We start from the raw sequence: 23,866 nt of genomic DNA, 5'->3' as shown, positions 1-23,866 counted from the left end.
AAGGCCCGCAGCGCGGGCGGTTTCAATGCAGGAAGCGGAGAGCTGGATGATGATCGCGTGCTCGAAAGGTTGTTAAGGCCTACAGGACGGCCGGTTTCACTGAATAACGCGGGGAGTTGGATGATGATCGCGGGGCAAAAAAAATCCGGACCTGTGCGGGTCCGGATTCTTTTTATTGACGGGGGTCGCTGAAAGATCAGGCGCCGCCGAGTTTGCATTTCTGGAGTACTTCCCAGGATTTGCCGTTGTGGCGGAGGAAGTACAGGTTATTTACTTTGAAGGAAGCTTGGTATTCCTTGTTTTCGTACTCGGGCCAGGCTTTTTCGAAAGTAGCGTCGTCGAGGTCTTTGAAGGCCACGGTAACGTGGGGGGTGAAACCGGTGCGGGCGAGCATGGTGCTGAAGCCGAATTCCTTCCGGAGGAAGTTGATCAGCTGGCGGTGCATGGCGCTCATGGTTTCGGATTTCTCCACGTTGATGAAGAGGACGCGGTTTTGTTTATTGGGGAATGTGCCGAAGCCGTTGAGGCCAACTTCGAAGGGCGCCTGCGTTTTGGCGAACTCGGTGAGTTCTTCGCAGAAGGCTCTTTCGAGGCTCGGGTCGGCGGTGAAGGGCACCTGCAGGGTAATGTGCGGGAGCACTTTCAGTGCGTACATCGGGCCGTATTGTTCGGCGAATTCCTGTTTTATCTTGATGATCTCCTTACCTACTTCTGCAGTTGGGAGGAGCGCGATGAAGTAAATTTTGTTGTCGGGTTTGGGGGGACGCTGACCGCCTCTGAAGCCGCCCTGGGGCCTGCCTCCGCCGCCTTGCGGGCGACCGCCGCCATATCCGCCGCCACCGCCGCGGTTGAAACCACCGCCGCCACCGCCGCGATCGTATCCGCCGCCGCCGCCGCGGTTGAAGCCTCCGCCTCCGCCGCCACGGTTGAAGCCACCGCCTCCACCGCCGCGATCGTAGCCGCCACCGCCGCCGCGGTCATATCCACCGCCACGGTCGTAGCCACCGCCTCCGCCGCCACGGTCGTATCCGCCGCCACGGTTGCCGCCATAGCCGCCACCGCCACGGTCGTATCCACCGCCGCCGCCGCGGTCATAGCCGCCGCCACGGTTGCCGCCGCCGTATCCGCCGCCGCCTTCGGGCCGGTCGCGGTTGAAATCGCGGTCTCCACGGTTGAAATCACGGTCGCGGTATCCGCCACCGCCTTCGTTGCGTGGGGTGTAACCACCACCTTCGCGGTTATAGGCACCTTCGCGGTTGAAATTACCGCCGTCGTTGCTGCGGGGGGTGTAACCACCTTCGCTGCGCGGGCGATAGCCGCCTTCAGAACGTGTGTTGTTAAAAGGACGTTCCTCGTCTTTGCCAAATTCGGGTTTCTTGGAATAACCGCCCTCCTGGTCTTGGTTGGGTTCTTGCGGATCTCTGCTGTAGCCAGGAGAATACTTTCGGGGGCGTTCGTTTCTCTCAAAATTCATCTTACTTGATTAAAGCGTGTTTGAAGCAAATTTTTCAATGATTTCATGAAAATGAAATTCACCTACTTGTTAAACTAAAAATGATTAAAATTTTATTATTCATCCGCCGGCGTGTAACCTGCATAACGTCAGGATGATTGATAATGTTCAATTTATACCGGCTTCCGTTTAAACCTATTAATTAATTTTCTCAACTTTTTTTAATGGAATCGCAAAGATAATTTAGTGCCGCATTGCGTAACAACTTTTTTGCGGAAATTTTCTAATTAATCCTCACATCCAACTCGACAGGAATTCTAAAAGGTAGTTCTGGCAAATGGTTAACTGGACATCTCATCCAAACCGCGCTTATAGGGCTACCGATATAAGACCTGGTAAATTCATTTTTGCCTTGGGATACACCTGCATCAAATTCATGAGTAAGTTTTTCAATTCTTATTCATAGCACCAGGATAAATTGTCTTCACTGCGCCAGTGACTATTCACTGAATTGGCACCCACACAGTGCCAAACGCTGTTCCCATGTAATATACAAAAAATCCGGCGTATCCGGTCAAGCCTCCGGGCAATATTAGCACAATACTACCAATCCAATCGTTAATTTTTTGCAAAAATGGTATAAACGGAAGGATTTCCGCACCGAAATGCACATTCCTGTTGGAGCGCCCGCCAGCCCCGGGTTTCCCGTCAACCAGCAGGCGCTTATTTCAATCTGTTGATTATCAATCCCCATCAAGCAGGTTACCCAGTCCGCCCAGGATGCTCCCCTCTTCCTTCCGGGCACCCGTTCCATACGCCAGCACCCGGCTTGCGAGGCGACTGATCGGCAGGCTTTGCAGCCATACCTTGCCCGGCCCGCGCAGCACCGCGAAGAAGAGCCCTTCCCCACCGAAAACCATGTTTTTCACCCCCCGCACGAACTCGATGTCGAAGTCCACCTGCTGGGTATAAGCCACCACGCAGCCCGTGTCCACCTTCAGCACCTCACCCGGCGCCAGTTCCTTCTCGATCACGTAACCGCCGGCGTGTACGAACGCCAGGCCGTCGCCCTCAAGCTTCTGCATAATGAAACCTTCTCCGCCGAAGATCCCCGTCCCCAGCTTGCGCTGGAACTCGATCCCTACGTTCACCCCGCGTGCCGCGCAAAGGAATGCGTCTTTCTGGCAAATAACTTTGCCACCCAGCAGGCGGAGGTCCATCGGGATGATCTTTCCCGGGTAAGGCGATGCGAAGCTCACGCGCTTCTTGCCGTTCCCCACGTTCGTGAAACAGGTGATGAACAGGCTTTCCCCCGTGATCAGGCGCTTGCCGGCAGACATCAGTTTGCCGAAAATCCCCTGTTTGGCCCCGGAGCCGTCCCCGAAAAGGGTTTCCATCTTGATCTCCTGGTCCATCATCATGAAACTGCCGGATTCGGCCACTGCGCTCTCGTTGGGGTCCAGCTCGATCTCTACGATCTGCATTTCTTCCCCGTGTATCTTGTAATCGATGTCGTGATTGTTCAGCATAGGTTGTTGGCGTTTTTTGTCTTGCTCAAAATTACATGCTTTCTAGCGGATCGCTTTGCTTTTTTTCATCAATCGTTGCAGCTGCGGCCACATCGCCTCCAGCTGGCGCACAAACCCCAGGTCCGTCAGGTGCACCCCGTCGATCGTACCTTCATGGTCTTTCCCGATCAGGTTATCGGCCGGTAGATAATACAGCTGTTTATAGCCTTCCGATTTCAGTTTCGTATATGCGTTTCTGATAGCATCGGTTTTCTCTTTCGAAATCTTACCGATCTTCTGGTCGAAATACCCGTTCTCCCGGATCACCGATTCCACGAGCAGGATGGGTACTTCCGGCCGTTTGTCGAGCAGGTGCTTGATGAAGGGATAGGCCCTTTCCCTGATCTCGTCCGGCGAAGGGTTGGGGATGCAATCCAGCACGAACACGGACGCGGGCATTTTGGCCAGCAGTTCCGCGACGGGGAATTCCATCTTGCCGTTGCCGCTGAAGCCCAGGTTCACCACATCCCAGCCCGTTTTCCGCTGGAGGATGGAGGAATACACCATGCCCGCCCTGCTGGCCGACGCGCCCTGCAGAATGCTGGAACCGTAGATCACGATGCGGTGCGTGGTATCGATTTTCGGGCTGGCAGACCGCTGCAGCGTAGCATCCGGCGCCACGCCGATCTCCAGTGAAGTCAGTTCGTTATAGGTAGGAAGATAGAGCATGAACTGCCGCATGGTGCCGTCCATATTGTTTATGAGCGTGTATTCGTTGGCGGTTGTTTTGTCGCCCGGCCGGCCGATCCCTGCCCATTGCCATTTACCGTTGTTCCAGGCATACAGGTCGAGGCCGCTGTGGCAGATGGGCGTGATGTTGGCGTGGAAGAGCCCGCTGCGGAGGCCCCATTTGGCTTTGATGTAGGGACTGTTCGTTTCGAAGATCACGGCGATGCCGGAGCTGTGCTTCGACAGGTTCTTCACCGCCGGCGTCAGGGCCCGGTCGAGCACAGTATCCAGCCGCTGGTAAACGGGCCCGGTGGGAAGGCCTTTGCCTACGATCTGGAATTGGCGCGCGTCGGTGTAACGGGCATTTTCCTGGCCATAGGCCCAGGTAAGGCTGCTGCCTGCCATCAGCAGGGTAAGTATCCAGTTTTTCATAATGCGAAAAATAAGAAGAAGGCGGCAGGCTTGAAAGACCGGCCATAAAAAAAACCGTCCCGAAGAATCGGGACGGTACTAGTTAACCTACAACTGTTACACTGTTTGCTTTGATTAAAAACAGTTTCTTAATTCATTGTCACCTTTTCGGCGTGGTGCGCATGTCCATTGTCGTGCGCGGCGTCTTCCGGGTGACTGAAGAAATGATATGGGCGCGGCGACATATAGTTCGGGTCGTGCAGTTTCCTTACGGTTTCCTTTCTGGAGAACAGTTTGAGGAACAGTACGAGGAACGGTACGTATTTGAGGCCGCGGGGCAGATGGTAAAGATCGAGCACGTCGATGCAGCGCTTGTTCATGGCGTACATCACGGGTACGAGGATCAGCGTCAGGAAGGTGGCGAAGATCAGGCCGAACACCATCGTCCAGGCGAGCGGGCCCCAGAAGGCTACGTTGTCGCCGCCGAAGAACAGGTGCGGGTTGAATTCGTCGAACAGTTTCCAGAAGTCGATATTGAGGCCCACCGCCAGGGGGATGAGGCCGAGCACCGCTGCGATGGCGGTAAGGATTACCGGGGTCATACGGGTGCGGCCGCCTTCAACAACGGCTTCGTTGTAAGGCACGCCCTGCATTACCAGCAGATCGGTAAACTCTACGAGCACGATACCGTTACGGGCCACGATACCCGCAAGGGCCATGATACCAACGCCGGTCATTACGATGGATATATCCATACCGAAGATGGCGAAGCCGAGGAACACGCCGATGATGGAAAAGAGGATCTCCAGGAAGATCACGAAGGCGCGGCCAACGGAGTTGAACTGGGTCACCATGATGAGGAAAATGAGGCCGATGGCGCCTACCATCGCCAGCAGAAGGAAGTTCATGGTTTCCGCCTGGTCTTCCTGCTCACCGGTCATCTTCACGGTAATGCCATCCGGGGGACTGAAATCCTGCACTGCGCCTGTGATCTCTGCCACCACTTCGTTGGCGTTGTAGCCGGTGAGGATGTTGGAATACAGCGTTACCACGCGTTTTTCGTCTTTATGTTTGATACCTGCGTAAGTATTGCTGTAGCGGATATCGGCCACGGCGCTCAGGGGAACCTGGCGGATCACGCCGCCCATGTTCATGTCGCGGTAGGTGAGGTTCAGGTTCATGAGGGTGTTGATATTGTTCCGCTGGTCTTCTTTCAGGCGAACGGTGATATCGTACTCATCGTCGGGGTCGCGGAATTTGGAGGCTTCCACGCCGGCGAGCGCGATGCGCAACGCCTGGCCGATCTGGCCGGTGGAAATACCTTCGCGGTTGGCACGCTCCCGGTCGATGTTTACGATGATCTCGGGCTTGTTGGCCTGGAAATCGCTTTTCAGCTCTTCCACTCCACCGATCTGCAGGCTGTCGAGATAGCGCTTCAGTTTTTCGGAAGTCATGGCCAGTTGTTCGAACTCGTCACCGGAGATTTCGATGTTGATGGGCTTGCCGGTCGGCGGGCCGCCCTGTTCCTGTTCCACGGTAATGTCTGCACCGGGAATGCCTTTCAATGCCTGGCGGATCTTGTCCAGATACTCCAGGGTCGATTGCCCGTTACGTTTGGAGAACTCCACGAAAGCCACGGTCACCTTGCCTTTGTTGGGATAGGTGCCCTGGTCCATCGAAGCCGGGTCTGTAGCGCCCACGGCCACGTTGGAGATGATGGACTTCACGAGGGGATTGTCTTTGCCCACTACTTTGGTGATGCGTTGTTCCACGATATTGGTCACCGAATCCGTCGTCAGTTCATCCGTACCGTTCGGCAGTTCGAGGTAAGCGAAGATGAAGTTCGGGTCGGCGGTGGGGAAGAACACCACTTTCGGGCTGCGCACCATTGTCAGCACGATGCTGAATACCAGCAGGCCGAAGGTGGCGAGCAGTATTTTGACCGGTCTCCAGCCGATGATGCACCATTCCAGGATGCGGCGGTAGCGGTTTTGTACGCGGGGCCAGATGTTGGACTGGAATTTCCTGGCCACGCCGCCCAGCCAGAACCTTTCGATCGCGATCAGGAGCCAGATGAAGATCACGAGGTTCCCTGCGCCCATGCTTCCCATGTAACCGATCAGCGCCGCCACGGCGAACACGATGGTCAGGATGGTGAATTTGCGGTTAAATGTGGGCTTCGGATGCGCATCGCCTTCATGGCGGTCCATGAAATCCACCGCGAACACGGGGTTGATGATATATGCCACGAACAGGGACGCCATGAGGGTCACGATGAGCGTAGCCGGCAGGAAAAACATGAACTTACCGATGATGCCCGGCCAGAACAGCAGCGGGAAGAACGGCGCCAGTACGGTCATCGTTCCGGAAAACACGGGTAAGAACACTTCGCCGGCCGCGATTTTGGCGGCTTTCACGATACCCAGGTCGCGCCGCTCATAGAAGATACGGTGCACGTTCTCGATCACAACGATAGCATCGTCTACCACGATCCCCAAAGCCAGCAGGAAGGAGAACAGCACCATCATGTTGAGGGTGAAGCCCAGCGGCGGCATGAAGAGAAAGGCGATGAACATGGAAATGGGAACGGAAGCGGCTACGAACAGCGCATTCACAGCGCCCATGAAGAACATCAGCACCACCGTTACGAGGATGAAGCCGATGATGATGGTATTGATAAGGTCATGGAGCGTAATGCGGGTAGACTCGCTCTGGTCGGCCGTTATGGTCACGTCCAGGCCCTTGGGCAGGAGGTCTTTTTTCGCATCTTCCACCAATTGGAAAATCTTGTCAGACGCATTGATCAGGTTCTCGCCGCTGCGCTTGATCACGTTGAGGGTGATTACCGACTTGCCGTCGAGGCGGGCGTAGCTTTCCTGTTCCTTGTGCGAATCGATCACTTCGGCGATATCTCTCAGGTATACCACGGCGCCCGAGGAACCGCGTACCACGATGTCGCGGATGAGATTAGGGTCTTTGTATTCACCTTTAACGGACAGCGATCGCTTCATCCCGTCTACCCGTACGAGGCCACCGGAAATGGTGCGGTTTTCGTTCGCCACGGCCATCATCACATCGTCGAAGCTGATCTTGGCCGCATCCATTTTGTATTTGTCGAGGTTGATCTGGATCTCGCGCTCGAGAGCGCCGATGATGTCTACACGGGTGATCTCGGTAAGGCCTTCGATCCTGTCCTGCATTTCGTCTGCATACTTTTTCAGGGTTTGCAGGTCGAAGTCGCCCGACATGTTCACGTTCATGATGGGCACTTCGGAAATTTCCATCTTGGTGATCTGCGGGTCTTCGGTGAGGTTATTGGGAAGGTCGCGCTTGGCGGCGTCCACTTTTTCCCTTACCTGGATGCCGGCTTCGAGGAGATCTTCATCGGGGTTGAATTCGATGATGATGGCGGAGAAGTCCTGTATGGAGGAGCTCGTGATTTTGCGCACGCCCGAGATGGACTTCAGTTTTTTCTCGATGGGCTTGGTCACGAGGGTTTCCATGTCTTCGGGCGAAGTGCCGGCGTTGATCGTGGAAATGTAATATTGGGGGAACACGACCTCGGGGAATTGCTCCTTCGGCAGCGCCCTGTATGTGAGTATACCGGCGATTGCGATGATGATGGTGACCACATAAATGCTTACCTTGTTATCGATCGCCCAACTGGTTGGCCGGAATTCTTTTTCTAAGTCCTTCATCGGTTAATTTTTTAAAGTTGGCCGGTTACAGCTTGATAAAGTCGTTGTCGTTCAGGCCCTGAAAGCCGGTGGTGATGATCCTGTCGCCGGGCTTCAGGCCGGATTTGATCTCTGCTTTATCGTTGTAGGTCCGCCCCAGCTCGATCTGGGAACGAACGGCCTGCAATTTGTCGCCCGAGCCTTTCACGGTGAGCACGTAAGGTTTGCCCAGCGAATACTGGATCACGTTTACCGGTACCACTACAGCGTCTTTGGCGCGATAGTCCACGATGCGCAGATGCGCGATCATGTTGGGATGGAGATCTTTTCCGCCCTGGACAGGTATTTCCACGCGGATCGTACGGCTGAGGGGATCGATCGTGCGGGAAGCAAAACCGATTTTGGTACGGAACGTTTGCTGAATATCGGGAAAGGTCACTTCCACTTCGTCTCCGGTAGAAACTTTGCCGGCGAACGATTCGGCCACATTGGCCAATACCCGGAGGTTGGAGGCGTTCACCACGCGGAAGGCAGGGTTACCGGGCGCAGCTGCGTCGCCGATCTTGGCGATCACCTGGTCTACCGTTCCGCTGATCGGGGAAACGATGCGGGTGAGGTTGATCTGCTCCTTCATGGTGGCGATATTTTTCTCCAGCGATTCCTTTTGCGATTTGGCGGTAAGGTATTGCACTTCGGAGCCGATTTTCTGGCGCCAGAGATTGGCCTGTTTTTCATACAGGGCGGTGGCGAGATCGAGCTGGGTCTGCAACTGTGCGAGGTTGGAGCGCAGCACCTGATCGTCGACCTGCGCCAGCGTCTGGCCCTTGCTCACGGCTTGTCCTTCCCGAACAAGGATGGATTTGATGATGCCGGGCGATTGAGCGGAAACGGCCACGTTTTCACGGGCGTCCACAGTACCCTGGATATCGATGAAATGTTCGAAAGTTGCGTTTTCAACGGCGGCGATGGTGACCGTTTTAGTTTTCACCGTGGTGTCGCTGCCTTTGAGCTCTTTTTCGAGGGTTTTGATCTCGGCGTCCAGTTTGGCTTTTTCGGTTTTGAGACGCACGAGTTTATCGGCTTTCTTTTCTTCTCCGCCGCCGCAGGCTGCCATGAGGGCTACGAGAGGGAGAACGAAATATCTTTTATTCATTGGAAGTTGATTTATAGCTGAAAGGGTTGAAGGTTACAGTTTTCCGTACGCTTTAAGGTAATCCACGCGTGCAACGATCACGTTGAAGAGCGCGGTGAAGTAGTTGTTCTGTGCCATGAGCAGGGAAGTTTCCGCATTGATGACCTCCACGCTGGAGCCAACGCCTTCCCGGTATTTGATCATGGTTGTTTTCCATACTTCTTCCGCCAGGCCAATATTCTCTTCTTCATTTTCCAGTGTTGAAAGGTTATTGCGAAGGGTGGTGGCGGAATTGGCTTGTTCCAGGTCGATGGCGCCGCGGAGCTGTTCGAGGTCTATGTCGTTCTTTTTCACGGCGATCATGGCCTGGTCCACTTTGCGAAGGCGCTGGAAGCCTGTAAAGATGGGCACTTTGAGGTTAAGGCCGTAGGAAACGTACCCGTACCAGCTTTGGGACGAAAAGTAGTCGAACTTACCTGATGCGCGGGATGCGCCGCCCTGGCCGAAGAGATACAGCGAGGGCAATCCCTGCAGCCGGTATCTTTTCAGGTTGTATTCATTGGCCCGGCGTTGCGTTTCGAGGAGCTGATATTCGATACGGTTCTGGTAAGTGAACGCGTTCTGTTCCTGGATATCGGCTTTCAGCGCGTTGTTCCCGAGCGTATCGGTCAAAACCAGCGGCTGTTTAACAGGCATGCCTATCTGGAATTTAAGGGCCACGATGCCGGTTTCGCGTATTTGTTTCAGACGGGTCAGCTGCGATTCGAGGTTGTTCACCTGTACTACCAACCGGTCTACGTCCAGCTTCTCTACGAGGCCGTTTTTATAGATCTCGCGGGTTTCGGCGAGCATATTATTGAGGCGCACGCGGTTGGAATCGAGGATACCGAGCGCCTTGTCGGCCGCCAGCACATTGAAATAAGCTTTGTAGACGGCGGCCTTGGTTTCGATTTCCGACCTTTCCACGCCTTTGCGGGCGAGGTCTTCCAGGGTTTTACGCGCCTGGAGGGCAACGAGCACGCTGGGGTCGAAGAGGGTCTGGTTCACGTCTACCTGGCCCAATACGTTATAGGCCAGTCCGAACGCGATGGGCACCGTGGTGCCTTTGGGCGCGTTGGGGTCGAAGTTGCTGATGTCGACCAATTGTTTCTGAATGACCGGGTTGTGCTGGAACAGCCCCGTGCCGCTTACCTGCGGTAGGGCGAGACCGCTTACTTCGCGGTTAACGGCGAGCTGGTTGAGCTCGTCCAGCTTTGCATTACGGATAGCGTACTGATGGGAGAGCGCATAAGATATGGCGTCCTGCACCGAGAACCGCAGCGTTTCCGGCGTAACGGCCGGCTGCTGTTGCGCCTGGGCGCAGGTGAAGGCATGCAACATCGTGCCCGCCAGGGCAACGAGTTTCCATTTAAAGTGCATAGATCATTGATTTATTACTGGTTATCTTTCTTTCTGTACTGATCGATCAACTGATAGCCTTTGAGGGAGGCCACGCCATACAGGAAATGCTCCAGCAGCACGCGCTGCACCTTCGTCATATCGTACCCGTTCATCGGGAACAGCTCCGGCTGGAAACAGAAAAGGGACGATGCCGCGCGGAACGCGCTGAGGATGTCCAGGTCCAGGTCGGGCCGGTACAGTCCTTCTTCGATCCCTCTTTCCAGGTTTTCCCGGATCGTCCGCACCATGAACACGTTCTTATGCTGCTCAAATAACTGGAACGCCTTGGAATGGAATTTCTGCAGGTCCATCATCACTACCGGGTTCATGTTCCGGAATTTCTCTTCCAGCATCTTGATGACCCCGAACAACTCTCCGACCGCATCCGCACTATTGTTCCGGCTCGTGATGCACTGCTCTTCGATCAGGGCGAGGTGGCGGCTCATGACGTTGAGTACCAGGTCGCTCTTGTCTGCGAAGTGGGCATACAGCGTTTTTTTGGAAATGCCCATGCGGTTGGCGATATCGTCCATCGTGATGGAACGGGTGCCGTATTGCCGGAACATGTTGAACGCCGTGTCCAGGATCCGTTCTTGAACTTCTTCCATTGGTTTTCGATAAAAAGGGGCGAAATTGATTACACGGACAAAACTATGGAAACTATTTAAACCGCCAAAGTTTCCATCAAACAATTTCCCTATAATATGACGAACGGGGTTCATCAAAGGATTTAGCGGGTTTATGAGGGGCTGGAAGCGGGTTTTATGCCGTAACTTCGCCATTTCAAACCAAGCACATGTCTCCAAAGTTGAAATTCCGGGTATTGCTGTCGCGTTTACTGCGCTATTTTTTCCAGGGGCTGCTGATCCTTGCGCCGATCGGGATTACGGCGTTCATGCTGTATTGGGGTTTCATGACGATCGATAACCTGTTGCCCCGCGACCTGATCCCGGAAGATCACCCGATGAATTTCCTCAAATACAAGGGGGTTGGATTTGCTATTGTATTGATTGTCATTGTTTTCGTGGGATATTTAAGTTCTTCGTTCATCATCGGGCGGCTGATAGACATGTTCGATCATATTTTGGAGCGGACGCCTTTTATTAAATATATCTATTCTTCCGTGAAGGATGTTTTCGATGCGTTTGTGGGCGAGAAGAAGAAGTTCGACCATCCGGTGCTGGTGAATGTGTATGGGGAAGATGTGTGGGAGATGGGATTTATTACCCAGGAAGATGTGCGGGCGCTGGGCCTGGAGGGGTATATGGCGGTGTACGTGCCGCATGCCTATGCTATTACCGGCAAGGTGTTCATGGTGCGGAAGGAGAAAGTGCGGCCGTTGACGAATGTTTCGGCGGGCGAGGCGATGAAATTCGCGGTTTCGGGGGGTGTTACGCATATCGCGGAGCTGCCTTCCGTTCCGGGGACCAACCCCGAAAAGCCCGAATCCCGCTAATTCGGAGAAATTCTCTTCCCAAACTGATATCCATATCGTTAATTCAAGTTCTTTATCATCCGGAGCGGTCTACATTGCCGGAAAATATCCGATGATGTACGCCAAAGTTTTATGTTCGGTCTTCCTTGCGGGGATGGGTTGCCTGCTGCCGGAGGGTGCGCGGGGCTGGGGCTTCTTCGGGCATGAGCGGATCAACCGCCTGGCGGTGTTTTCGTTGCCGCCGCAGCTGCTCGTTTTTTTCAAGCCCCACCTTTCCTATCTCGTGAAACACGCCACCACGCCCGATAAGCGGCGGTACCTCGTGGCAGACGAGGGCCCCAGGCATTATATCGACATCGACCGGTACGGCGAGCCTCCTTTCCCTGCATTGCCCCGCGGCTGGCGGGAGGCGGTAGCGCGGTACGGGGCGGATTCGCTGGCCCGGCATGGCGTGCTGCCCTGGCACCTGGAGCGGATGCAATACCGGCTGACCGAAGCGTTCCGGCAGGGGAACGGGTTGCAGGCGCTGCGAACGGCCGCGGAACTGGGACATTATATCGGGGACGCCTATGTGCCGCTGCACGCCAGCTCCAACCACAACGGTCAGAAGTCCGGCCAGCACGGGATCCACGGGCTGTGGGAGTCGCGCATTCCCGAGCTGTTCGCCGACGCGCGGTTCGATTACTGGACGGGCGCGGCGGAGTTCATCCCGGACTGCAGGTCTTTTTTCTGGAAAGCGGTGCTGGAAAGCGCGGAGGCTTCGTGGCAGGTGCTGTCGATAGAAAAGGAACTGGCGCGGGAGTTCCCGGCAGACAGGCGGTACGCCTGGGAGCTGCGGAACGGCAAGCTGGTGCGGCAGTACAGTACGGCTTATGTAACCGCCTACCAGGAGCGCCTGGGAGATATGGTGGAGCGCAGGATGCGGGGGGCCATTGCGGCGGTGGCAGCGTGCTGGTATACGGCCTGGGCCGATGCGGGACAGCCGCCCCTGGCGCACCTGGCGGCGCTCACGTTCCCGGAGCTCGAAGTGATGGAAGACCGGCGGGTGGATAGTATAGCCGCTGCCGGGAGTATCCTCGGCCGGGAACATTGACACATCCGCCGGAAACGCGCCATCAATACTTCCGGTCCCGTCAGCCTGCGCGCAAGAGGCAAGGCAGGCCAGCAGCAAGGCGCATCGGCAGGCGTCGAAACGCCCGGGGCCAATGCCGCCATGATTGGCCGGCAGCCACTGCAGGCAAGCGTGTCCGGCAATCAACGCCACACCCGGCGCGGCTTCGCTGCCGCCCGAAAACCGCTCCAGCCGGAAGGTCGGATCAATGTAGGATTATATAAAATATTTAAGAGTCCTTAATACGTTTTCTGAAAAGAAAGATTATCTTTGGTTCTCCATCTGATATTTTTAACCTACTCCTACACTGACCAATCTTCCGGTTGATTTACCGTGATTTTTTACCTTTTCCTTCGAAAAACCATATAAAGTGGAACAAGAAAACGTATACAATTTAGACCGCAACATGAAGGTGCACAACTTTAATGCAGGTCCTTCTGTATTGCCCAACGAGGTGCTGTACAAAGCCAGCAAGGCGCTGATCGATTTTGAGGGATCAGGTATGTCCATCCTGGAGATCGGGCACAGAACGGAACCTTTTATGGCAGTAATGGAAGAGGCCCGTAACCTTATCCGCGAGCTCATGGGGCTCGACGACGATTTCGAAGTGCTCTTCCTCCAGGGCGGGGCCACCATGCAGTTTATGCAGGTGCCCATGAACCTGTTGGACAGCGGCGAAACCGCCTCCTATATCGATACCGGCGTATGGTCCAACAAGGCCATCAAGGAAGCGAAACTGTTCGGCTATGTAGACGTGGCCGCCAGCTCGAAAGAGGCGAACTACAATCATATTCCCAAACAATACACGGTAGCTCCCCAGTCCAAATACCTCCATATCACCACCAACAACACCATTTACGGGACGCAATGGCATTCCATTCCCGAAACGGAAGTCCCCATAGTGGCCGATATGAGCTCCGACATCCTGAGCCGCCAGATGGATTTCAACCGCTTTGCCCTCATCTACGCCGGCGTTCAGAAGAACATGGGCGCTGCCGGCGCAACCATGGTCGCCATCCGCAAAAGCATGCTGGGCAAGGTAAGCCGCCAGATCCCCTCCATCCTCAACTACAAGAACCACATCGAAAACGGATCGATGCTCAATACTCCGCCCGTTTTCGCCGTATACATCTCCATGCTCACCCTCCGCTGGCTCAAAGGCCAGGGCGGCGTAGCAGCCATCGAGCAGATCAACGACAAGAAAGCCGCCCTCCTCTACGACGAAATCGATCATAACCCGCTGTTCCGCGGCAACGTCGTAAAAGAAGACCGCAGCAAAATGAACGTGACCTTCACGATCGACAAGCCCGAACTGGAAGAGGAATTCCTCAAATTCTGCAAGAAAGAAGACATCGTAGGCATCAAAGGGCACCGCCTGTCAGGTGGGTTCCGCGCCTCCCTGTACAACGCCCTCCCCCTCGAAAGCGTGGAAGTGATGGTAGAAGCCATGAAATTCTTCTCCATGAAGAAAGCATAACCCTTCCCATACCGAAGTATTGAAAATATTTAAATACGAAGACCGCCGCGAATTACCTCGGCGGTCTTTTTTATTCCCGCCCTCCTTTTCTTACTTTTACCGCCTCTAACAGTAAACACACAATCCATGGCAATTATCAAACCGTTCCGTGCGCTGCGCCCGCAACCCGCGCTGGCCAAAGAAGTAGCCGCCAGGCCCTACGATGTGCTCAATTCCAAAGAAGCCGCCGAAGAAGCCGCCGGTAACCCGCATTCTTTCTATCACGTCAGCAAATCGGAAATCGATCTGCCCGAGGGAACGGACATCCATTCCGCCCCCGTGTATGCCAAAGCCGCCGAAAACCTGCAGAAAATGCAAGCCGATGGCACCCTCTTCACCGAAAACACCCCCGCCTATTACATCTACAAACTCGTCATGGACGGCCGCGCACAGACAGGGCTCGTTTGCGCCTCTTCCATCGACGACTATAATAAAGGCATCATCAAAAAACACGAGTTCACCCGCCCGGAAAAAGAGCAGGACCGCATCAATCACATCACCGCCACCAAGGCCCAAACCGGTAATGTATTCCTCGCCTATAACGACGTGCCCGAGCTGAATGCCCTCATCTCCCACTGGCAGGAACATAACGCGCCGGTGTACGACTTCGTGGCCGAAGACGGCATCTCCCACACCATCTGGGTGGTAGCCGAGCCCGCCGCCGTGGAAGAGATCACCCACCGCTTCGCCACCCAGGTGCCCGCCACCTATATCGCAGACGGCCACCACCGCGCCGCTTCCGCCGCCCTCGTGCAAAAAGCCAGCGGCGTAGCCGTAACGGCCGATGAGCCCGTCAATTTCTTCCTCACTACCATCTTCCCCGCCAGCCAACTCGCCATTCTCGACTATAACCGCGTCGTGAAAGACCTGAACGGCCACAGCAAGGAAGATTTCATTTCCCGGCTGGAATATGACTTTATCGTGGAGCCCATCGGCCACCACGTGCAAAAACCCTCGATGCTGCACGAATTCTCCATGTACATCGACCACACCTGGTACCGCCTCGTGGCCCGCGAAGGCACCTACACCACCGATCCCATCGGCGTGCTGGACGTGACCATCCTGCAGGATAATGTGCTCGACAAACATCTTGGTATCAAAGATCCCCGGACCGACAAACGTATCGACTTCGTAGGCGGTATCCGTGGCCTCGGGGAACTGGTGAAACGGGTAGACAGCGGGGAAATGGCCGTGGCCTTTGCCCTGTACCCCGTTACGATCCAGCAATTGTTCGACATTGCCGACAGCGGGAACGTGATGCCCCCCAAATCCACCTGGTTCGAGCCCAAGCTGCGCGACGGGCTGCTGACCCATACGATCTGATATTTTTAGCAAAATCCGCCGTTGGCCCCGCTTTGAGCCGGGGTCAACGGTTTTTTCTTACATTTACAGAAAACGAAGAGAACAATGGAATGGCAAAAGGCTGCTAAAAAATGGACACTTGTGCTGACGGGCGTACTTTCCTTCCAATGGGCGCTTGCTCAGGATAATGCCGAGTTGCAACAAACCGCCAGGAACTTCCTGCGGACAGGGGATTACGCGAACGCCATCCTGGTGCTCAACCAGGCGATCACCACGTCTCCGGAAGACATCCAGCTGAAAAAAGACCTGGCATTTGCCTATTATCTCCGGGGCGACTACCAACGCGCCTATACCGTGGTTTCTCCCCTCGTTGACAAAAAAGACGCAGATATCCACCTTTTCCAGATCGCCGGTAACATTTACCAGGGCAAACAGGACTGGAAAGGTGCTGAAAAGGTATACCAGCGCGGGTTGCGCAAGTTCCCCCAAAGCGGCGAGCTCCATTGCGACTATGGCGACCTCCTGCAAAACATGAAGAATTTCGACGCCGCCCTCCGCTATTGGGTGAAAGGCATCGAGGTAGACCCCAACTTCCCGGGGAACTACTATCACGCCGCCCGCAGCTATATGTGGACCAAAGAGCCCATCTGGGCCATCCTCTACGGCGAAACCTTCATCAATCTCGAAAGCTACACCACCCGCACCGCCGAAATCCGCGATGTGGTGCTGGAATGTTATAAAAAACTGTTCGACGATCCGGCCATCTTCAACAGCGTGCCCGGAGAATCGGCCAAAGGCAAAAAAGGCGATGCCACCAACGCCTTCATGGACGCGTTCAAAGGCGTAATGGCCAAAAACGTGAGCGTGATCGCCACGGGCATCGAACCACAGTCGCTCATTATGCTGCGCACGCGCTTTTTGCTCGACTGGTATAAATTCTACGGCGTGAAATACCCGTACGCGCTCTTCGATTTCCAGCGGAAGCTGTTGCGCGACGGCATGTTCGAGTCTTATAATTACTGGCTGTTCGGCCCCGCCGCCAACCAGGCGGAGTACAAATCCTGGACGGCGCTGCACAAGTCGGATTACGACAACTTCACGGCCTGGCAACGCAACCACCCGCTGAAACTCCGGGACGACGAGTTTTACAACACCGGCAAGATCGCTACCATCAGGTAGCGCGCGCCGGTGCCGTCAGCAACCTTTGTGTACAACTCATATCTAAACCATAGCGCTATGCTGATCGCAAAACACCAAAACATCATCGACAATGCGGTAAAGGCCAACCACGAAAGAACCTTTTATTCGCAGTATCCCGAACACCCCAAGGCATACGGCGAAGCCGCTCCCGCACAGGGAGAAACTGCCTACAAGAGCCTGCTGAACCAGCCCTTTTCCCGTTTGAAACAGAAGGTGGTGGAAAACTGGTATGGGGAGGAAGTATCCCCCTACACCCTGGAGCCCCTCGGCATTTCGTACCCCATCATTTCCACGGAAGAACTCGTTAAAGCCGGCAAAAGGGCCGGCGGGCGCTGGGCCCAGCTGTCGGTCGCCGACCGCGCCGGCATCCTCACCGAAACCCTGGAAAAAATCCAGCATCATTTCTTCGAGATCGCACACGCTACGATGCACACCACCGGCCAGAGCTTCATGATGAGCTTCCAGGCCAGCGGCCCGCATGCGAACGACCGTGCCCTCGAAGCCATTGCCATGGGTTACCAGCAACTCCAGCATTTCCCTGGCGAACAAACCTGGGAAAAACCCATGGGCAAGATCAGCGTGAAGCTCCGGAAAACCTTCCGCCCCGTGCCCAAAGGCCTGGGCCTGGTGATCGGGTGCTCCACTTTCCCCGTCTGGAACTCACTCCCGGGCATTTATGCGGACCTCATCACCGGCAACCCCGTGATCGTGAAACCCCACGCCAAAGCCGTGCTGCCCATCGCCATCGTGGTAGCCGCCATCCAGCAGGTACTGGAAGAAAACGGGCAAGATCCGTACACCTGCCAACTGGCCGCCGATTCCACCGGGCATCCCATCACGAAGGCGCTGTGCGAACATCCCGACGTTCACCTCATCGATTATACCGGCGGCAGTGCTTTCGGGAATTATGTGGAATCCCTCGTTTCGCAGGGGAAAACCGTTTTCACCGAAAAAGCCGGCGTCAATTCTGTCATCATCGACAGCGTGCAGGACATCGACGCCGTGATGCAGAACCTCGCTTTCTCCGTAAGTCTTTACAGTGGCCAGATGTGCACCGCACCGCAGAATTTCTTCATCCCCGAAACGGGCGTCAAAACGCCGAACGGCACGCTTTCGTTCGACGAAGTGGCGAAGAAATTCACCGATGCCATCACCGCGCTGGTGAATAATCCGAAGATGGGCGCCGGAACGTTGGGCGCCGTTCAGAACGAAACCACCTTGCAACGCGCGCGCGAAGCCGCCAAACTGGGCGGGAAAGTGCTGCTGGAAGGAGCGCCCGTCAACAGTGAAGAATTCGCCGGAGCGCGCACCTGGAGCCCAGTGGTGGTGGAAGTTTCGGCAGACGATTCCGCCATTTTCCAGCAGGAGCTTTTCGGGCCGGTAGTGCTGCTCGTCAAAACCAAAAATACCGACGACTCCATCCGCCTGGCCCGCCAGATGGCTTCCAGCCATGGCGCGATCACCTGCGGCGCTTATGCGACGGATGAGGCGGTGATGGACAAGATCGCCGACGCCATGAACAGCGTTTTCACCCCTGTTTCCTTCAACTTTACGGGATTCATCTGGGTGAACCAGCACGCCGCGTTCTCCGACTTCCACGTTACCGGCGGCAACCCCGCGGGCAACGCCAGCTTCACGACGCCCGAGTTCATCGACAAACGCTTCGTGTGGGTGGGGAACAGAACTTATGTATCCTAAAACAGCAAACATATGCGGATGACATCACGGATAATCCCCTTCCTGCTCCTTGGCACCGCGGCCTGCCAGCAGGCACCGAAGGCCGACAAAGCCGCCGTTTCGGAGCCGCAGGCCGTATCCACGCCAACAGACGGCCATACCATGCGGCTGGACACTGCAGCCTGCACCCTTCTCTGGATCGGTACCAAGCCCACCGGGGAACATAGAGGCTCGTTCCAGTTCCAGGACGGGGAAATATTCGTGAAAGACAGCACCGTCACCGGCGGCAACTTCACCATCAACATCGCCAGTCTCCGGAACCTGGACCTCAACACCCAGCCGGATATGAAACGGCAGTTGGAAGACGAGCTGAAAGGCGCCAATTTCTTCGATGCCGCGCAATTCCCGACAGCGAAGTTCGAAGTCACCGAAGTAACGCCTTACCATCCCGCGGCCAACGACAATTCCGTGCTGCTCAAAGATGCCACCCATATGATCCGCGGCAATCTGACGATGAAAAACGCCACCAAAAACATCACCTTCCCCGCCAAGATCGTTTTCGAGAAAGGGAAAGTGAGGGCTGCGGCCAATTTCAACATCGACCGTACGCAATGGGGGATGACTTACCGGGCCGATAAATCGCTCCAGGATAAGTTGATCAACTCCGTCGTCAATATTCAGTTCGAACTGATTACGCGTTGATAAAGAGGCCCGGTTTACGCCGGGCCTTTCTTTTACGGGGATTTTTCGGTAAATTGAATATGCACAAAGCTTTTGATCATGGACAATCAACAAAAACAGGATAAGCGCCTCTGGCGTATCGCGAAAGCCCGCGCCGCCTTCCGCGTGCATGGCACCGTGTACCTTTTCATCAACGGTTTTCTCTGGCTGATCTGGTTCCTTACCTCGCCCGATACGAACGGCACGCCCTGGCCCGCATGGCCCATGGCCACCTGGGGACTGCTCCTGGCCTTCAACTATTATTTCGCGTTTGAAGTGGACCCCTTCCGCGATACGCTGCGCGAATACGAAAAACTGCAGCAGGAAAAGGAACTCCGCGGTCTTTGACCCAAAAATCCATCATGCACCACCCCAACCGCCTGTTTGATGTGCTCGCACATCAGCTGGAACATTTTCCCAAACCGGATATGCTGGCCGCCAAAGAAGAAGGCGCCTGGAAAACCTACGCCACGGCCGATGTAGCCACGCTCACCGCCCGCTATGCCGCAGGGTTCCTGCAATTGGGCGTTGGCGGAAAGCCGCCCGGCCCGGAAGACCAGCATAAAATCGCGATCATCAGCGCCAACAGGCCCGAATGGATCCTCACCGACCTGGCCTGCCAGCAGGCCGGCGCCGTGCTCGTTCCCATTTACCCCACCATCAGCACTGCCGAGCTCATTTTCATCCTCAACGATTCCGGCGCAAAACTGCTGTTCGTGGACGATGCCGAGATGTACGATAAAGTGAAAACCCTCCGCGACCAAATCCCCCTGGTCACCGAAATCTACTCGTTCGACCGCATCCCCGGCGTCCGCCACTGGATGGACGTTCCCGCCGCCGCCACCCCGGAATCGGAAGCGCGCCTACCGGAAGTCCGCAATGCCGTTTCGCCCGACACGCTGGCCACCATCATTTATACTTCCGGCACCACCGGAACGCCCAAGGGCGTGATGCTCACCCATGGCAACATCATGAGCAACGTGAAAGGCTGTTTGCCGATTTTGCCGGTAGACGAGCATGCGCGGGCGCTCAGTTTCCTGCCGCTTAACCACATTTTCGAGCGGATGGTGACGTACGTGTATTTCACCGCCGGCGTTTCCGTTTACTACGCCGAAAGCCTGGAAACCATTGCAGACAACCTCCGCGAAGTGCAGCCGGGAATTTTCACCACCGTGCCGCGGGTGCTGGAGAAGCTTTTCGAGAAGATCATGTCGAAAGGGCATGCGCTCACCGGTTTTCAGCGGACGATCTTTTTCTGGGCGCTCCGGGTGGGGCAGCAATTCGAGATCAATAAAAGGCAAACCCCGTGGTACAAGCTGGAATTTGCGTTGGCCAACCGGTTGGTGTTCCGCAAATGGCGGGAGGCGCTCGGCGGGAAGGTCCGCTGTATCGTAACCGGCGCGGCCGCCTGCCAGGTCAGGTTGCTGAAGATCTTTACCGCCGCGGGGCTCCCGGTGCTGGAAGGGTATGGGCTCACGGAAACGTCGCCCGTGATCAGCGTAAACGGGAAAGATCCGAAAGACAGGATGTTCGGTACCGTTGGGCCCGTGATTTCCAACGTGGAAGTGAAACTGGCGGACGACGGGGAAATCCTCGTGAAGGGCCCCAGCGTCACGACCGGCTATTACAAAAGGCCCGATCTCACGGCGGAAGCGTTCCACGACGGGTGGTTCCATACCGGCGATATCGGGGTGATGCTGTTGCAGAAATTCCTCAAGATCACCGACCGCAAGAAGGAGCTGTTCAAGACGTCGGGCGGGAAATTCGTGGCCCCGCAGCCCATCGAGAACAAGTTCAGGGAATCGCCCTTTATTGAGCAGATCATGGTGGTGGGGGCGGACAGGAAATTTACGGGTGCACTGATCGTCCCGAATTTCGAGAATCTCCGCGCCTGGACGAGAGACCAGGGCCTGGAGTTTCCTTCGAACGAAGCTGCACTGAAAGACCCGAAGGTGAAGTCGATGTACCGGGATGCGGTCAACCGTTACAACCAGTATTTCAGTCACATCGAGCAGATCAAGAAATTCGAGCTGATGCCCCGGGAATGGACGATCGACGGCGGCGAGATGACGCCCACCCTGAAACTGAAGCGCCGTGTCATCCAGGAAAAGTACCGCGATTCGATAGAACGCCTCTACGCCTGATTTTTTTAAGGAAATTTGCCAAAATCGTTTATTTTTGCCCTCCCGCTGCCCCGAGGCAGCCCTGGCCCGGTAGTTCAATGGATAGAATAGAAGTTTCCTAAACTTTAGATACAAGTTCGATTCTTGTCCGGGCTACAACCACAAAAAGTCAGCAATTTGCTGGCTTTTTTGCATTAAAACCTGCTCTTAAAAAGAATTCGGCGGACGTACAAATTAGGTCTACCTTTGAATAGCCGTTATCCTCCTGAAACCCCATCTGATATCCAACTATTCTTTTAATTGTTAAAACCAAGATCAAATGAGACAGTCAAGATTCTCCCATTCGTTCGTTTTTGCAATTGTAATAGTTTTCACCACCGCCTGCGGAGGAGGTAGCCAAAAGAAAGCGGAAACGGACTCTATCGCCAATCCGGACAGCGTTATCGTTAACAGCATGCCGGCAACCAACACCATCATCACCACACCACAAGGCATGATGATCGCCACATTCAAGGTGGCCGATTTTGACAAATGGATTCCCGGCTACGAAGGGCACGATTCCGTGCGCCTCGCCAGCCAGATCCATAGTTATGTGATCGGCCGCGGCTTAATGGACTCCAACATGGTAATGGTGGCGGTGAAAGTGGACGACATGGCTAAAGCAAAGGCATTCGCCAAAGATCCCGGCCTCAAAAAGGAAATGCAGAAAGGCGGCGTAAAAGGCACTCCAGTATTCAGTTACGTCACCATGACCTTCCAGGACACGGCGATTGTCCATACCGCTATCCGATCGAGGTCAGTTTTCCAGGTGAAAGACTGGGACACCTGGCAAAAAGCGTTTGAGGAAGGCAAACAGGACAGATTGAATAATGGCATCATCGTAAGAGCGTATGGCCACGATGCAGACGATAACCACAAAGTAGTGGTGGTCACCGCTTTGATGGACACCGCCAAAGCCAGTGCTTACTGGAAATCGGACATGTTGAAAAGCAGAATGGAGGCCGCAGGCGTAATAGGTATGCCCGAAAGATATATGTTCCGCATCGTACGCCGGTATTAACGGACAAAACCCGCAAACGCGCTCTTTACTTCACGTTTGCGGGTTTTCTATTTTGGATGACAGTCCGTTCAACTGCTTTACTTCCCTTCCAGCAAAATCCTGGATAATTCGTCGAACCCGTCTCCGCTGGTGCTAAAGAAAATCTCCCCGTTCTTTTTCACCAGCATGTAAGTGGGAAAGGTCGTGACCGAAAGTTCACCCGTAAGGGTAGATTTCCTTTCCAATATACTATTGAACACCTGCGGCCAGGAAAGCTGGTTCTCCGCAAAAATCTCTTTTGCCTTCGCATAGTTTTTCGGGTCGTCGAAACAAACGCTCAAAAAGGGTACCTCACTTTTCACTTTATCGTGCAACGCCCGCAGCTTCGGCATTCCCGCGATGCAGGGCGCGCACCACGTTCCCCAGAAATCGAGCAGCACATATTCTTTCGCCTGCTCGAAATACGGCGCCAACGTGCGCATGTGGCTTTCCGGTACTTTTGCGACCAGGCCCGATTGCTCCAGGCGGTGCATATACACTTTGTCCCAATCCCCGCCGATGCTGTCTATCCTGAATAGTTTGCCGCCGATGACAAGCGTGTCCGCCATTGTATAGCTCGCTTTGTATACCAGCCCGTCGCCGATCCGGTCGTCCTGCAAAACGCCGTCTTCCATCACCTTCACCCTTATTTTATTGTCGGGCAGCAAGACGTCGGACTTGAAAAAATAAATGACGGTCTTCCCGAATTCCGCAACAGCGCTCCGGCCCAGCGACACCGCAAGCGGCATATCGTTCACGCACGGATCGTTGCTGCTAAACCCAACGGAAAATGGGAACAAATACATTTCGAAAGGCCTGAAGGCGACAGCGCCCCCCACGCAATAGGGCAGCCGGAACGTGAGACGGGGCAACGCATCCGGCGGACAATTCTTCCTGTTCCATTTCTTCAGTGAATCATATGCATAAGTCAGCACCATTTCATTTTCCAGGAAAGGATTGTAGCGCTTGAGGATGCAAACCTGCAATTGGTCCCCCAATCTTCTGGACAGTACCTTCAGACGAAACGTACTGTCGCAGGCCGTACCCTTTTTACCGCCATAGTTCAATTCACGGAGTATACTGTCGGGACGGTTATTCACACACCAGATCTGCAGCTCCTTTAGATCGTAGATATCCCGCCCTTTGGTGCCGCTGAAATGCGTAGGCGAATTCAGTTCGAGCGTGATGTTCTGTTCCTGCGCGATGGCGGCGAACGAGCAGACCAACAGGGCCAGGACCAAAGAGTAGCGGTAAGGTTTCATGATGACGAGGCTTTAGACGGGTTTACTCCGAATGTAATGAAAATGCGGCGAAATTTCAAAGACGGCCATACACCGCAAGATCGGCACATGCC

The 23,866-nt window shown here is 55.0% G+C and carries 18 protein-coding genes and 1 tRNA gene; 11 read left to right on the top strand and 8 right to left on the bottom strand.

Going from position 1 to position 23,866, the window contains the following annotated elements:
* Window positions 1-196 precede the first annotated feature (196 nt).
* From ACQKLP_RS03200 to ACQKLP_RS03170, 7 genes are all read right to left on the bottom strand, one after another.
* Window positions 197-1,474: a 2'-5' RNA ligase family protein gene (locus tag ACQKLP_RS03200; protein ID WP_427319999.1), complete on the bottom strand. Its 1,278-nt coding sequence runs from the start codon at window positions 1,472-1,474 to the stop codon at window positions 197-199.
* A gap of 722 nt (window positions 1,475-2,196) precedes the next feature.
* Complete coding sequence (locus ACQKLP_RS03195; protein WP_423736681.1) at window positions 2,197-2,982, bottom strand: TIGR00266 family protein; 786 nt, start codon at window positions 2,980-2,982, stop codon at window positions 2,197-2,199.
* A gap of 42 nt (window positions 2,983-3,024) precedes the next feature.
* Window positions 3,025-4,122, bottom strand: a complete 1,098-nt coding sequence (locus tag ACQKLP_RS03190) for an SGNH/GDSL hydrolase family protein (protein WP_427319997.1) — start codon at window positions 4,120-4,122, stop codon at window positions 3,025-3,027.
* Window positions 4,123-4,250: 128 nt separating this feature from the next.
* The gene (locus ACQKLP_RS03185; RefSeq protein WP_427319995.1) at window positions 4,251-7,799 is read right to left on the bottom strand and encodes an efflux RND transporter permease subunit; all 3,549 of its coding nucleotides are present in this window, start codon (window positions 7,797-7,799) and stop codon (window positions 4,251-4,253) included.
* Window positions 7,800-7,824: 25 nt separating this feature from the next.
* Window positions 7,825-8,931 carry an efflux RND transporter periplasmic adaptor subunit gene (locus tag ACQKLP_RS03180; protein ID WP_427319993.1) on the bottom strand — a complete coding sequence of 369 codons (1,107 nt, stop codon included), beginning with the start codon at window positions 8,929-8,931 and terminating at the stop codon, window positions 7,825-7,827.
* A 33-nt stretch (window positions 8,932-8,964) separates the two neighbouring features.
* Window positions 8,965-10,329 carry a TolC family protein gene (locus tag ACQKLP_RS03175; protein ID WP_427319991.1) on the bottom strand — a complete coding sequence of 455 codons (1,365 nt, stop codon included), beginning with the start codon at window positions 10,327-10,329 and terminating at the stop codon, window positions 8,965-8,967.
* A 14-nt stretch (window positions 10,330-10,343) separates the two neighbouring features.
* Window positions 10,344-10,958 (bottom strand): TetR/AcrR family transcriptional regulator, encoded by a 615-nt coding sequence (locus ACQKLP_RS03170; RefSeq protein ID WP_427319989.1) that lies wholly within the window; start codon window positions 10,956-10,958, stop codon window positions 10,344-10,346.
* A 188-nt stretch (window positions 10,959-11,146) separates the two neighbouring features.
* Between ACQKLP_RS03170 and ACQKLP_RS03165 the strand changes: the two genes are divergently transcribed.
* The 11 genes from ACQKLP_RS03165 (at window position 11,147) to ACQKLP_RS03115 (ending at window position 22,494) form a co-directional block, all read left to right on the top strand.
* The gene (locus ACQKLP_RS03165) at window positions 11,147-11,806 is read left to right on the top strand and encodes a DUF502 domain-containing protein (protein ID WP_427319987.1); all 660 of its coding nucleotides are present in this window, start codon (window positions 11,147-11,149) and stop codon (window positions 11,804-11,806) included.
* A 94-nt stretch (window positions 11,807-11,900) separates the two neighbouring features.
* A complete protein-coding gene (locus tag ACQKLP_RS03160) occupies window positions 11,901-12,878 on the top strand; it encodes a zinc dependent phospholipase C family protein (RefSeq protein WP_427319985.1) in 978 nt (325 codons plus the stop codon).
* 388 nt (window positions 12,879-13,266) lie between these two features.
* Complete coding sequence (gene serC / locus ACQKLP_RS03155) at window positions 13,267-14,373, top strand: 3-phosphoserine/phosphohydroxythreonine transaminase (protein WP_427319983.1); 1,107 nt, start codon at window positions 13,267-13,269, stop codon at window positions 14,371-14,373.
* A gap of 126 nt (window positions 14,374-14,499) precedes the next feature.
* Window positions 14,500-15,735, top strand: coding sequence for a DUF1015 domain-containing protein (locus ACQKLP_RS03150; protein WP_427319981.1), 1,236 nt, complete (start codon window positions 14,500-14,502; stop codon window positions 15,733-15,735).
* Between the two features lie 84 nt (window positions 15,736-15,819).
* Window positions 15,820-16,893: a tetratricopeptide repeat protein gene (locus ACQKLP_RS03145; RefSeq protein WP_427319980.1), complete on the top strand. Its 1,074-nt coding sequence runs from the start codon at window positions 15,820-15,822 to the stop codon at window positions 16,891-16,893.
* Window positions 16,894-16,950: 57 nt separating this feature from the next.
* Window positions 16,951-18,612, top strand: coding sequence for a phenylacetic acid degradation protein PaaN (gene paaN / locus ACQKLP_RS03140; protein ID WP_427319978.1), 1,662 nt, complete (start codon window positions 16,951-16,953; stop codon window positions 18,610-18,612).
* An 18-nt stretch (window positions 18,613-18,630) separates the two neighbouring features.
* The gene (locus ACQKLP_RS03135; protein WP_427319976.1) at window positions 18,631-19,293 is read left to right on the top strand and encodes a YceI family protein; all 663 of its coding nucleotides are present in this window, start codon (window positions 18,631-18,633) and stop codon (window positions 19,291-19,293) included.
* Between the two features lie 78 nt (window positions 19,294-19,371).
* Window positions 19,372-19,659 (top strand): 2TM domain-containing protein, encoded by a 288-nt coding sequence (locus tag ACQKLP_RS03130; protein ID WP_427319974.1) that lies wholly within the window; start codon window positions 19,372-19,374, stop codon window positions 19,657-19,659.
* Between the two features lie 14 nt (window positions 19,660-19,673).
* Window positions 19,674-21,455, top strand: coding sequence for an AMP-dependent synthetase/ligase (locus tag ACQKLP_RS03125; RefSeq protein ID WP_427319972.1), 1,782 nt, complete (start codon window positions 19,674-19,676; stop codon window positions 21,453-21,455).
* Between the two features lie 63 nt (window positions 21,456-21,518).
* A tRNA-Arg gene (locus ACQKLP_RS03120) sits at window positions 21,519-21,590 on the top strand.
* Between the two features lie 163 nt (window positions 21,591-21,753).
* Window positions 21,754-22,494, top strand: coding sequence for a hypothetical protein (locus ACQKLP_RS03115; RefSeq protein ID WP_427319970.1), 741 nt, complete (start codon window positions 21,754-21,756; stop codon window positions 22,492-22,494).
* 77 nt (window positions 22,495-22,571) lie between these two features.
* On the opposite strand, the gene ACQKLP_RS03110 is transcribed toward ACQKLP_RS03115, so the two are convergent.
* Entirely contained in the window at window positions 22,572-23,774 is a 1,203-nt protein-coding gene (locus tag ACQKLP_RS03110; RefSeq protein WP_427319968.1) for a TlpA family protein disulfide reductase, read from the bottom strand.
* Between the last annotated feature and the right edge of the window lie 92 nt (window positions 23,775-23,866).

Origin of the sequence: Chitinophaga sp. NPDC101104 (assembly GCF_050277495.1) — a bacterium.
Lineage (GTDB): Bacteria > Bacteroidota > Bacteroidia > Chitinophagales > Chitinophagaceae > Chitinophaga.
This window is presented reverse-complemented; position numbering and strand designations above follow the sequence as displayed.